Origin of the sequence: Streptomyces tateyamensis, from assembly GCF_003205575.1 — a bacterium.
Classification (GTDB): Bacteria; Actinomycetota; Actinomycetes; order Streptomycetales; family Streptomycetaceae; genus Kitasatospora; species Kitasatospora tateyamensis.
Genome location: NZ_PYBW01000201.1, coordinates 1 through 12,438 on the forward strand (window position 1 = coordinate 1; position 12,438 = coordinate 12,438).

General features: G+C 73.0%; 10 protein-coding genes and 1 pseudogene. 7 read left to right on the forward strand and 4 right to left on the reverse strand.

Annotated elements, in window-relative coordinates; genetic code table 11:
- Nucleotides 1-682, forward strand: a 682-nt coding sequence (locus C7C46_RS35525) for a trypsin-like serine peptidase (RefSeq protein ID WP_425470159.1), incomplete at its 5' end; no start/stop codon positions are given.
- A gap of 37 nt (nt 683-719) precedes the next feature.
- On the opposite strand, the gene C7C46_RS32410 is transcribed toward C7C46_RS35525, so the two are convergent.
- Nucleotides 720-1,682: a TIGR01777 family oxidoreductase gene (locus tag C7C46_RS32410; protein ID WP_110673499.1), complete on the reverse strand. Its 963-nt coding sequence runs from the start codon at nt 1,680-1,682 to the stop codon at nt 720-722.
- A gap of 278 nt (nt 1,683-1,960) precedes the next feature.
- Between C7C46_RS32410 and ppnP the strand changes: the two genes are divergently transcribed.
- Nucleotides 1,961-2,242, forward strand: coding sequence for a pyrimidine/purine nucleoside phosphorylase (ppnP, locus tag C7C46_RS32415; RefSeq protein ID WP_110673500.1), 282 nt, complete (start codon nt 1,961-1,963; stop codon nt 2,240-2,242).
- Between the two features lie 22 nt (nt 2,243-2,264).
- Here ppnP and C7C46_RS32420 read toward each other — a convergent pair.
- A pseudogene (locus tag C7C46_RS32420) lies at nt 2,265-2,405 on the reverse strand (mycothiol transferase); the annotation flags it as partial.
- Between the two features lie 165 nt (nt 2,406-2,570).
- Between C7C46_RS32420 and C7C46_RS35530 the strand changes: the two are divergent.
- The 3 genes from C7C46_RS35530 to C7C46_RS32430 all read left to right on the forward strand — a co-directional run bounded on the left by C7C46_RS35530 (nt 2,571) and on the right by C7C46_RS32430 (nt 6,331).
- Entirely contained in the window at nt 2,571-2,720 is a 150-nt protein-coding gene (locus C7C46_RS35530; protein ID WP_181442653.1) for a hypothetical protein, read from the forward strand.
- 244 nt (nt 2,721-2,964) lie between these two features.
- The gene (locus C7C46_RS32425; protein WP_110673501.1) at nt 2,965-4,350 is read left to right on the forward strand and encodes an endonuclease/exonuclease/phosphatase family protein; all 1,386 of its coding nucleotides are present in this window, start codon (nt 2,965-2,967) and stop codon (nt 4,348-4,350) included.
- A 13-nt stretch (nt 4,351-4,363) separates the two neighbouring features.
- On the forward strand, nt 4,364-6,331 hold the full coding sequence (locus C7C46_RS32430; RefSeq protein WP_110673502.1) for a phosphocholine-specific phospholipase C: 1,968 nt from the start codon (nt 4,364-4,366) through the stop codon (nt 6,329-6,331).
- A gap of 54 nt (nt 6,332-6,385) precedes the next feature.
- Here the strand turns inward: C7C46_RS32430 and C7C46_RS32435 are convergent, their stop codons facing one another.
- A complete protein-coding gene (locus C7C46_RS32435; protein WP_245985289.1) occupies nt 6,386-6,883 on the reverse strand; it encodes a GNAT family N-acetyltransferase in 498 nt (165 codons plus the stop codon).
- Between the two features lie 85 nt (nt 6,884-6,968).
- Here C7C46_RS32435 and C7C46_RS32440 point away from each other — a divergent pair, with 85 nt between their 5' ends.
- Entirely contained in the window at nt 6,969-8,705 is a 1,737-nt protein-coding gene (locus C7C46_RS32440; protein ID WP_110673504.1) for a serine/threonine-protein kinase, read from the forward strand.
- Between the two features lie 55 nt (nt 8,706-8,760).
- On the opposite strand, the gene C7C46_RS32445 is transcribed toward C7C46_RS32440, so the two are convergent.
- Entirely contained in the window at nt 8,761-10,614 is a 1,854-nt protein-coding gene (locus C7C46_RS32445) for an arabinofuranosidase catalytic domain-containing protein (RefSeq protein WP_110673505.1), read from the reverse strand.
- Between the two features lie 444 nt (nt 10,615-11,058).
- Between C7C46_RS32445 and C7C46_RS37500 the strand changes: the two genes are divergently transcribed.
- The coding region (locus tag C7C46_RS37500; RefSeq protein ID WP_110673506.1) for a GH12 family glycosyl hydrolase domain-containing protein at nt 11,059-12,438 on the forward strand (1,380 nt) is incomplete at its 3' end.

A 12,438-nucleotide genomic window follows, 5' to 3' on the forward strand; every position in this document is an offset into this window, starting at 1 on the left:
CCAACTGTGGAACTCAGGGCGGCAGCCGCAGGTCACCGAGTCCGCCGCGGTGGGCAAGGTGTTCTTCACCGACCCCAGCGACGGCCAGGACCACGTCTGCACCGGCAGCGCCCTCAACACCCCCTCCAAGCAGCTGGTGATCACGGCCGGCTCCTGCGTGCACGGCGGCCAGGGCCGGACCTGGATGACCAACTGGGTCTACGCACCCCGCTACCGGTCCGGCTCCTACCCGTACGGCACCTTCGCCGCCAAGGAGTTCCGCATCTTCACCGCCTGGATCGACAGCAGCGCCCCCGGTCGCGACCTCGCCGTAGTGACCACCTGGCCGCAGGACGGCACCCGCCTGGTGGACGCCACCGGCGGCCAGGGGCTCTCCTGGAACTACCCGCGGACCGTGCCCGTCATGGTCCTCACCTACTCGCTGGACCGCAGCAACGGCGAGAGCCAGCAGCCGTGCGCCGACACCACCACGCAGGGGTTCTACAGCGGGACGATCGGGATCTACTGCCAGCTCGGATCCCGGGGGCCCGGCGGTCCCTGGCTGCGCGTGTTCGACGACTCGACCGGCCTCGGACACGTCAACGGCGTCCTGACCGCCATCGACTGCAGCGACTTCAACCAGAGCCCGTACTTCGACGACGCGGTGAAGTCGATGGTCGACGCCCAGGGCAGCGCCACCTGAGGCAGCCTCAGCCGTCCGCTTGCCACCCGGGGCAGCCTCAGCCGCCCGCGCCGCCGTGCCGGGCGGCGCGGGCGCGCCGGGTCAGCTCCCGGGCAGCCTGCGGCCAACGCGGGTGCTCGAAGGCGAAGCCGGCCTCCAGCAGCCGGCCCGGGACGACCCGGCGGCTCTTCAGCAGCAGTTCCGTGTCGGAGCGCAGTGCGAAGGCCCCCAGTTCGGCCATCCAGCGGGTGGCCGGCAGGCCCAGCGGGACGCCCCAGGCCTGGCGCAGGCCCCGCATCAGCTCGCGGTGCGGCAGGGGTTCGGGTGCGGCGAGGTTGACCGGGCCGGCCAGGTCCTGGCGGTCGATCAGGAACTCGACGGCCCGCACGAAGTCCGTGTCGTGGATCCACGACACGTACTGCGCACCGCCCGCCACCGGGCCGCCCAGCCCGAGCCGGACCAGCCAGGACAGCACGTCGAAGGTGCCGCCGCGCTCCGGGGCCATCACCATCGCCGTGCGCAGCGCGATCTTGCGGGTGGCCGGGGTGTCGGCCCGGTCCAGCTCCGCCTCCCAGTTCCGGGCGATGTCGACGCTGTAGCCCCAGTAGGCGGGCACATCCGGCTCGCTGCCGCCGGGCCGGCCGGTGGCCTCGTCGTTGGCGGCGTCGAAGCGGTGGGCGTAGTAGGTGGCGGTGCTCATCTGCAGCCACACCTGCGGGGGCCGGTCGGCGGCCGCGATCGCCTCGCCCACCACCCGGGCGGAGTCGACCCGGGAGTCCATCATCTCGCGCAGGTTGGCCGGGGTGTAACGGCAGCTGACACTGCGTCCGGCCAGGTTGATCACGGCATCGCTGCCGTCGATCTCCGCCGCCCACGCACCCAGCCGCTCGCCGTCCCAACGGACCTCGCGGGCCCGCCGCGCGTTCCTGGTCAGCACCACGACCTGGTGGCCGGCGGCGGTCAGCGCGCGGTCCAGCACGCCGCCCAGCTGGCCGGTCCCCCCGGGAATCACGATCTTCATGGAGCCCCCTCCTCAGTTCCTGGAAAGAGCCTAGCCCACTATTGAACACGTTCAAACCAGCCGCATGCAGCACCAGCCGATCGCGGACGCGGCCGGCCTCGGCTACCTGCCGAACACCTGCGACCCCGCCGGCGGCCCGCGGTGAACCGCGCCGCCGGGCCGCCGTGGACAACCGGCAGACGGCGCGATCACCGCTGGTAGAGTGCCCGCCCGGTGACCGGCGGCCGGACTCCGCGACCGCCCGCCGCACCGTCCGCCAGCTTCCCGGGAGGAACACCGTGTTCAAGGTCAACGAGTACTTCGAGGGCTCGGTCAAGTCGATCGCCTTCACCCAGGAGCAGGGCGCGGCGACGATCGGCGTGATGGCGCCCGGGGAGTACGAGTTCGGCACGGCGGCGCCGGAGGTCATGCACGTGGTCAGCGGCGCCCTCACCGTCAAGCTGCCGGGCGCGGACGACTGGGAGACCTTCGCGGCGGGCAGCCGGTTCGAGGTTCCCGGGGAGAGCCGCTTCCAGCTCCGGGTGGCGGTGGAGACCGCCTACCTGTGCGAGTACCGCTGACCACGCGGACAGCGTCGGGGGCTCAGGCCTCGCCGGTCGCGCCGTCGGTGAGCTCGCGGACGACGTCCAGGTGGCCCGCGTGACGGGCGTACTCCTGCAGGACGTGGAACAGGATCCACCCGAGGGTGGGTCGCGCGGTCCCGTCGTCCGGGAACCGGCCGCCGGCCGGTGGTCACCTCTGCCGAACAGCGCGCACCAGCGCGCGGCGCACCCGCCGCGTGCGCCCCAGCGACCTGACGTAGACGCACCGAGGTTGTCAAGGGAGTTGCCCGGGAGCAGAGTTGGCGCGAACCGCAGCCGCGGGACAGCACTACGGATCGGAGCGGACATGCCCGACAACGACGAGCAGGACGACGAGACCCCCGTCTTCACCTACGAGCCGCCGGAGCAGGAGTCCGGGCACTGGGAGGTGGTGGCCGACGTGCTGAAGGGCGTCACCAACATCATCCACGGCGCCGACGGCGGCCACCACCACTGACCAGGTACCGCGACCGACCACAGCCCGGTCGGCCGCCGCCCGACCGGCGGCCGACCGGGCTGCGCGTTTACTGGGTCAACCGTTCGATGTCCGCATCACGGGTCAGGCCAGTCACCCGAGGTGACCGAGTTCGACGGACTTCCGATGTTCCGTCACCTGCTGTTCATGCCGTAGCCGCTGCCTCCCGCCTGAATGAGGGCTCAGTTGTTCAGCCAACTTGCCCCCGTTGCGGACAGGAAGCACCGTGCCCACAGGCAGCACCCTCACGCTCAGCTCCACCACCGGTCCGGTGGAGGGCGACAAGCTCACCTTCCACTGGACCACCGATGCGCCCGATGCCAAGAACTGGGTGGGCATCTACGACGGCACCCGCCGGCCCGGGACCGGGTCCTCGCTGCTGTGGAAGTACACCCCTGCTGCCGCCGGTGACGTCGCTCTCGACACCTCCGCGCTCACCGGCGGCCCGTACACCGCCTACCTGCTGGCCAAGGACGGCTACGGGATCCTCGCGCAGAGCGCGCCGTTCAGCTTCCAGCCCAAGCCGGTGCCCGCCCCGGCGCACTGCGCGGTCGACGCGCTGACGGCCACCGAGGTGGCGCCGGGTCAGCAGGTGACGGTCAAGCTGGCCGGTCTGTGGACCGGCAGCACCGCGCCCGCCTTCCGCCGGACCGGCGGCGACTCCTGGCTCTCCGTCAGCCCGCAGGGCGTGGTCAGCGGCACCGCGCCCGCCAAGCCGCTCGCCCACCCGGCGGTGATCACCGTCGCGGTCAAGGACGCGAACGGGGCGAGCGACACCCTCACCGTGCAGGTGCCGGTGCGCGAGCCCAAGGGCCGCCGGCAGCTGAAGACCGCCACCCTCAACCTGTGGGACGCCGGCGCGCACACCACCGACGCCCGGGAGAAGCAGCTGCGGGTGGTGCTGACCCAGGGCTGGGACGTGGTCGCGCTGCAGGAGACCGGCGGCACGGCCGCGCAGGCGCTGGCCGACGCGCTCGGCTGGTACGCCTACCAGAGCCCGGGCAGCGTGGGCGTGCTGAGCCGCTACCCGCTCACCGACCTCTCCCCGGCCACCGCCGCGCTGCCCGCCGCGGGCGTCACCGTGCGGCTGCCGGGCGGGCGCACCGTGCGCTTCTGGGCCGCGCACCTGGACGAGACCGGCTACGGACCCTACGCCTACCAGGACGGCGCGACCGCCGCCCAGGTGCTGGCGAACGAGACCGGCTCGGTCCGGCTCCAGCAGGCAACGGCGCTGGTGGCCGCGATGAGCCTCGGCGAGGACCCGGCCCCGACCGTGCTGGCCGCCGCGCTCTCCTCCCCCTCGCACCTGGACTGGCCGGACCTCGCCTGGCCGGTCAGCACCGCGCTGCAGGCGGCCAACCTGGTGGACAGCTTCCGCGAGGACCACCCGGCCCCCCGGCGGGACCCGGGCTTCACCTGGTCCCCCACCCGCAAGCAGCGCGGCAGCAGGCCCGAACCGCAGGACCGGATCGACTACGTGCTGTACACCGGTCCGCTCGCGCTGCGCGAGGCGCACGTGATCGCCACCGGCTGGCCGGCCGCCGAGCCGAACGCCGCCGCCAACGGCTGGCCCTCGGACACCGCCGCCGCCGTCGCGACCTTCGAGATCTGAGAGGCGTTCACCGATGACCGAGCTCAACCGCCGCACCGTCCTGGGCGCCGCCGCCGCGGCCGCCGCCGCCTCCGTGGTCGGCCTGCCCGACTCCGCCGAAGCCGAGCCCGCCGGCCAGGCCCCCGCGGGCGTCGCCGAGGTCAGGCATGTGGTGATCCTGATGCAGGAGAACCGCAGCTTCGACCACTACTTCGGCACCCTCAACGGCGTGCGCGGCTTCGAGGACAAGCAGGCGCTGCGCTTCCCGAACGGCGACTCCGTCTTCCGCCAGCCCGACCCGCGCCGGGCCGACGGCGGCGTGATGCTGCCGTACCGGATGGACACCACCAAGTACAACGCGCAGAACGCCGGCGGCCTGGCCCACGACTGGGCCACCGGCCATCAGGCGATCAACAACGGTGCGATGAACAAGTGGGTGGCCGCCAAGGGCGAGCGCACCATGGGCTACTTCACCCGCGAGGACATCCCCTACCAGTACGCCCTGGCCGACGCGTTCACGCTCTGCGACGCCTACTTCTGCTCGCTGGCCGGGCCGACCGACCCCAACCGGCTCTACCTGTGGACCGGCACCTCGGGCCCGGGCCGCGACGGCACCACCGGACCGTGGATCGACAACACCCCGGTGACCCAGAACCCGGTGGCCGACTGGACCACCTACGCCGAGCGGCTGGAGCAGGCCGGGATCAGCTGGCGGGTCTACCACAACCCGAGCGAGGACGAGCGGACCGGCGACTACGACGACAACGCGCTCTCCTACTTCAAGCAGTTCCACGCGTTCGCGCCGGACGACCCGCGCTACGTGAACGCGATGACCACATTCGACCTGACCGCCTTCGACGCGCACTGCAAGGACGGCACGCTGCCGACGGTCTCCTGGATGGTCGCGCCGTACCTGTTCTGCGAGCACCCCAACGCCAGCCCGGACTACGGCGCCTGGTGGGTCAACAGCGCGCTGCAGTCGCTGATGTCGAACCCCGAGGTGTGGCGGCACACCGTCTTCCTGGTGATGTACGACGAGAACGACGGCTACTTCGACCACCAGGTGCCGCCCGCGCCCGAGCCGGGCACGGCGGAGGAGTTCGCGCAGGGCCGGCCGATCGGGCTGGGCAACCGGGTGCCGCTGTGGGTGGCCTCGCCGTGGTCGCGCGGCGGGTACGTCAACTCGCAGGTCTTCGACCACACCTCGGTGCTGCGCTTCCTGGAGGTGGTGACCGGGGTCCGGGAGCCCAACATCTCCGACTGGCGGCGCACCGTCTGCGGCGACCTGACCAGCTGCTTCGACTTCACCCGGCCCGACTACTCGCTCCCGGCGCTGCCGGACACCGTCGCGCTGATGGCGAAGGCGGACGGCGCCGCGCAGCTGCCGCCGGTGGCGCTGCCCGCCCAGGGCGCGCAGTCGATGCCGGCCCAGGAGCGCGGCGAGCGCCCGCACCGCCCGCTGCCCTACCGGCCCTGGGCCGAGGTGGAGGTGGACCGGGCCACCGGGAAGGTCACCTGCACGATGACCAACTTCGGCACGGTGGGCTACCACTTCACCGTCTACCCGAACATCGCGCAGCCGTTCGCCGGGACCCCGTTCACCGTGCCGGCCGGGCAGTCGCGGACCTATGTCTGGGACGCCGCGACCACCGACGGCCGCTACGACTTCACCGTGCACGGCGCGGACGGCTTCGTGACCCGCTTCGCGGGCACCGTGGTCCGACTCGCCCAGGAGGACGTCTCGGTCCCGATGGTGACGGCCGACCTGCGCGACCCCAAGGTGCTGCGGCTGGAGCTGGCGAACGACGGCGCGGGCGAGGTCGGCTTCACGGCGGCGGCGAACGACTTCGCGGGCAGCCCGCAGACCGTGTGGGTCGGCGCCGGTCGGACGGTGAAGATCGACTGGCCGCTCGACCGGGTCGGCCGCTACGACGTGACAGTGACCGCCGGCACGGGCACCCGGTTCGTCCAGCGGTACGCGGTCTGGGCACACCAGCTCTGACGGCTCGTCAGGCAGCCTGATGGCGGGTGCCCTCACGGGCGAGGGCACCCGCCATCAACCCTCCCAGCGCACCTCGCCGTCCACCAGCCGCCCGGTGGGCCGCAGTCCCGCGGCCGCCGCGACCGCCGCCGAGGCGGCGTGCCCGGGGTGCACGTGGGCCACCAGCAGGGCCACGCCCTGACCGCGCAGCCAGCCAGCCAGGGCGCGCGCCGCCTCCTTGGCGACGCCCTGCCCCTGCCGGGCGCTGCCCACCACCCAGGCGAGCTCGGCCGCGGCCCGCCCGCTGACGGTCGCCTGCAGCCAGCCGACCAGCTCCCCGCTCGCCCGGTCCCGCAGCACCCAGTTGCACCAGGCCGTCCCCGGCTCACCGGAGCCGGCCACCCAGCGGGCGTAGCGCTCGCGCAGCTCGGCCACCTGCGGCGCGGTACCGCCGGTGTAGGCGTACAGGGCCGGATCGGCGAGCACGGCGGCCATCGCCGGCGCGTGCTCCACCGTCAGCGGTTCGATGACGAATCGTTCGGTGCCGATCGGCTCCGCTTCGATCGCTTGCACACGGTCCCCTTCCGCACGGCCCGGGAGAGTATCCCAGGCACGGTACTGGCGAGCATGGTCAGGGCGCGCCCCTACGATGATCGGCATGGATTCTGGGGGACCGCGGTTGCGGCTCATCGACGGCCGTTTCGCACTGCAGCAGCGCCTCGGCGGCGGCGGCATGGGCCTGGTCTGGCTCGCGCACGACACGGCGCTGCAGCGCGACGTGGCGCTCAAGGAGGTCCGGCCCCCGGATCCCTCGCTGGCCGAGAACGACCCGGCGGCCGCCGCCGAGCTGCGCGAGCGGGTGCTGCGCGAGGCCCGGGCGCTGGCCCGGCTGCAGCACCCCAACGTGGTGACGATCTACCACATCGTGGACAGCCCCGAGCACCCGCACCCGTGGCTGGTGATGGAGCTGGTCACCGGCGGCAGCCTGCACGACCGGCTGGCACACGGACCGCTGACCGTGCCCGAGGCGGCCCGGATCGGCCGCGGCGTCCTCGCGGCGCTCGACGCCGCCCACCGGACGGGCATCCAGCACCGCGACGTCAAGCCGGGCAACGTGCTGCTGCGCCCCGACGGCACCCCCGTGCTCACCGACTTCGGCATCGCCGCCATGCACGGCACCGCGACCCTCACCGAGACCGGCGCGCTGATCGGCTCGCCCGAGTACATAGCGCCCGAGCGGATCCGCGGCGAGGAGGGCAATCCCTCCTCCGACCTGTGGTCGCTCGGCATGATGCTGTACGTCGCGGTCGAGGGCCACCACCCGCTGCGCCGCGGCACCGCGCTGGCCACCCTGGCCGCCGTGCTGGGCGAGCCGCTGCCGCCCGCGCGCAACGCCGGTGCGCTGGCCCCGCTCTTCGCGCAGCTGCTCGGCAAGGACCCGGCCTACCGTCCGGACGCCGCCCAGCTCGACCAGCTGCTCGCCACGGCCGAGACCGCGGGCGCCGCCACTGGTTTCGGCCCGCCGCTCGCCTACACCCCGACCGCGCAGCTGACGCCGCAGGCCTCGACGTCGGCGGGGTACGGCTACCCGCCGGCGGACGCCATCCCGTTCCAGAGCGGGCCGGTGCCGTACCCGAGCGGGCCGCTGGGGCACCCGAGCGGTCCGGCGCCCTATCCGACCGGCGCCGCGCCGCAGCCGCCCGCCGGCCCGGCCCGCCGCCGGGTCGCGCTCGCCGCCGCCGTGGCCACCGTGGTCCTGGTGGCCGGGGGCGTCACCTGGTTCGAGAGCGCCGCCCACCACAGCACCGCCGCCGGCGGCACTCCGGGCGCCTCGGTGCCCGGTGCGGGCTCCTCCCCCGGTGCGGGCTCCTCCCCCGGCGCGACGCCGCCCGGCACGGGCTCGGCACCTGCCACCACGACCCCCAGCGCCCCCGCCACCAAGGCGGCCGCCCCCGGCAAGCAGGACCCGTTCTCAGCGGCCACCGTGCACGCGACGATCGAGGCGATGCACCTGACCGGCTCCAAGGTGGTCTCGCTGACCATCTACGACGACGGCCACGCGGCCGCCGAGGTGCCCACCGCTGCCGACCCGAAGCGCTACGACGACCTGTCGTACGTCAACGGCCGGCTCAGCACCTCGCCGGGGGGAACGGTGGAGGACGCCAACTCCGTGCTCGACCTGGGCAAGTACAACTGGGACGCGCTGCCCGGCCTGGCCCAGCAGGCTCAGTCGACCCTGAAAGTCGACAATCCGACGATGCGCTACCTGGTGGTCGAGTACGACGTCTTCTTCGAGAAGCCGGCCATGCTGCTCTACCGCACCGACTCCTACACCGGTGGCTACCTGGCCGCCGACTACACGGGCAAGGTGCAGCGGACCGTTCCGGCAGGGTGAGCCGGCGGAGTGAGCCGGCGCCCCGGGCTTTCCCGGGGCGCCGGCTGACGGCCTGTCAGTGCAGCGCGAACTTCTGGGCCGCGCTGCCGTTGCAGGTCCAGAGCTGCAGCCTGGTCCCGTTCGCGGTGTTCCCGCTCGGATCGTCCAGGCACAGGCCCGACTGCGGGTTCAGCAGCGAACCGTCCGACTGCTGGACCCACTTCTGACCGCCGACCCCGTTGCAGTCCCACAACTCCACCGGAGTACCGGCCGCCGTCCCGTTTCCGTTGACGTCCAGACACCGGCCCAGCGTGCTGAGCGAGGTGTCACCGCGGTTGAACCAGTGCTGGTCGACGGAGTACGACTGGCAGGACCACAGCGTGACGGCGGTTCCGTCACCGCCGGTGTCGTCACCCAGGACGTCGACGCACTGGCCGCCGGGGGCGCCGATGGCAGCGCCGCCGTTGACCGCGAACTTCTGGGCCGCGCTGCCGTTGCAGGTCCAGAGCTGCAGCCTGGTCCCGTTCGCGGTGTTCCCGCTCGGATCGTCCAGGCACAGGCCCGACTGCGGGTTCAGCAGCGAACCGTCCGACTGCTGCACCCACTTCTGACCGCCGACCCCGTTGCAGTCCCACAGCTCCACCGGAGTACCGGCCGCCGTCCCGTTTCCGTTGACGTCCAGACACCGGCCGATCGTGCTGAGCGAACCGTCGAGGTTGTGGGTCCAGTGCTGGTCCTCGGCGTAGGACTGGCAGTTCCACAGCTGGACGCCCGTGCCGTTCACGCCGGTGTCGTCGGCGGCGACGTCCACGCACTGGCCGCCCGGGCCGGCAATGGTGCCCTGCGGGCCGTTGGGGACGTTGGTCTGGCCGGCGTATCCGACCCCGACGATGTTCGCCTGGACGGCGTTGTCGGTGGCGTCGCTCGGGAAGCCGGCGACCATGACGCCCTCGAAGAACGTGCCCATGTTCCAGTTGCTGTTGTCGCCGCCGATGCCCAGGATGATGCCGCCCTCCTGGTGCATGGGCTGGTAGCCGCCGCGGTCGGGCAGCGCGCCGTTCCACCAGGTGCTCAGGGCGCCGGACTGGGAATTGCCGCCCTTGAGCGCATAGCTGGTCCGGCCGTTGTCCTTCAGAACCGCTGTCACGTAGCTGCTGCTGTTGCCCGCGTTGGCGGTGTTGGAGCCGTTGGCGCCCTGGAACATGCCGTTCTCCATGTCGGCCTCCACCCATGGGCCCGCACCGGTGCAGGGCGCGAAGTAGCAGGTGGTGGCGATCGAGACGGCGTCCATGTGGCCGTTGCCGGTGTCCGCGGGCGTCGACTCGGCGTTGCCGTAGTCGAAGCAGCAGGCAGCACCGACGTGGGTGCCGCTGGCCACCATGTAGGCGCCCTCGGGCTGTCCGTCGACCGCGACGCCGGAGGCGGCGCCGGTGTAGCGGTAGCCGACGCCGGGCGAGATCCACACGCCGTAGACCTTGTGGCCGCCGGCGGTCACGGCGATCTCGCTCGCGTCGGCACCGCGGTCGGCGCCCATGCCGGAGGTGCCGGCCGGGCCCGGTGTGAGGTCGTTGTGGCGGCCCGACTGGTCGTAGATGCGGGTGATCCGGCAACTGGTGCCGGCGCAGAAGGTGTCCTGCGCGCCGGCGTTGGCGTACCCGCCGGGGGCGAGCAGGCCGATGTCGCCGGTGGCACCGTCGGAGCTGCGGGCCACCTGGTAGAGCGGGCCGGTGTAGCCGGAGAGCAGGGCGCGCACGGTGCTGTGCGCGGCGACGCAGGGGGTGCCGCCCGCGGCGTACAGGTCGCAGGGCAGCGAACCGGCCGCGTGCCCGACGGCGGGCAGCCCGATCAGGGCCGCGACGACGAGCGCGAGCGCGGCGAGGGCGGAACGCAGCGTCCCGACTGCGGTCCGGTGGACGGGGGGACTGGACATGGCGGACTCCTGGGGCGGGGTGGTGGCGGATGGGGGTTCCGTACTGACCTGGAGCGCGCGGGCCGGGTCACCGCGGCGGCCCGCGCGCGCCGCGGCGGTCGCGGTTCGCCTTCCGCTCCGGCCCGACCGGCCGGGCGCTGAAACTTCCACGAGCCGTCACGATCGTCCCGGGGCCCGGGCCGCACCGCCGGCACCGCTCCCACCTGAGCAGCCGCCGCGCTGCGGGAGCCGTGGAGAGCGTCCGGATGGTCGTTCAACTCCCAAATGAATGAGCCGTTCGTTGACACCAGCAGCTCAACTCTGTGTTCATTTCCCGCAAATGACAAGGGCCCGTCAGCAAGCCGGGTCGCCCGTGCGCGCTCACCGGGAGAGCGCTTTCTGTCCGGCCCGCAGCTGACCCCCTGTCACCCTGCCCCACCGTCACCCCCGGAAGGGACCCGCTCCATGCCCAAGCCCCCACCCGCCACCCGCCGGCGCAGCGCCCTGGCCACCCTGCTGCTCGCGCTCGCCGCCCTGCTCCCCTTCGCGGTGGCCGCCACCCCCGCCACCGCGGCCGGCACCAGCATCTGCACCCCGCAGGGCACCCTGCCGGTGAACAACAACGAGTACACCCTGCAGGCCAACGAGTGGAACTCCACCGCGCCGCAGTGCGTGACGGCGGGCACCGGCACCGCCTGGTCGGTCAGCACCGCCTCGTTCGGCCTGTCCACCAGCGGCGCGCCCGCCACCTACCCCTCGCTCTACAAGGGCTGCCACTGGGGTGCCTGTACCACCGGCAGCGGACTGCCGATCCAGGTCGCCAACCTCGGTTCGGCCACCTCCTCCTGGAGCACCGAGCAGCCGCAGAGCGGCGCCTACGACGTGGCCTACGACCTGTGGATCAACTCCACGCCCACCACCACCGGCCAGCCCGACGGCACCGAGATCATGATCTGGCTGAACAGCCGGGGCGGGGTGCAGCCCTTCGGCGCCAGGACCGGCACCTCCACCGCCGCCGGGCACGGGTGGGACGTGTGGACCGGCCAGCAGAGCTCGTGGAAGATCATCTCCTACGTGTACCAGGGCGGCACCACCGCCGTGACCGGCCTGGACGTGGCCGCGCTGATCCGGGACGCCGTCTCGCGCGGCTCGGTCAACCCGCAGCACTACCTGATCGACGCCGAGGCCGGCTTCGAGATCTGGCAGGGCGGCCAGGGCCTGGCCACCGACGCCTTCTCGTTCGCCGCCACGGCCGGCGGCGGAGGCGGGGGCGGCGACACCACGCCGCCCTCCGCCCCGACCGGACTGACCGTCACCGGCACGACCAGCAGCAGCGCCTCGCTCAGCTGGACCGCCTCGACCGACAACGTCGGGGTGACCGGCTACACCGTCTACCGCGGCGGCACCCAGGTGGGCACCACCAGCGGCACCGCCTTCACCGACTCCGGGCTGAGCCCGGCCACCGCGTACTCCTACACCGTCACGGCCCACGACGCCGCGGGCAACACCTCCCCCGCCGGCGCCGCGGTCACCGCGACCACCGCTCCCGCCGGCGGGGGCGGCGGCGCGGGCTGCACCGCCGCCTACACCGTCACCCAGGACTGGGGCACCGGGTTCAACGCCAATGTGACGGTCACCAACACCAGCACGACCCCGGTCAACGGATGGCACGTCAGCTGGACCTGGCCCGGGAACCAGACCATCAGCAACCTGTGGAACGGCGCCCTGAGCAGCAGCGGCCGACAGGTCACGGTGGCGGCCCTGAGCTACAACTCGGCGCTCGCCCCCGGGGCCGCCACCACCTTCGGGTTCGGTGCGAGCTACTCCGGCAGCAACCCCGCGCCC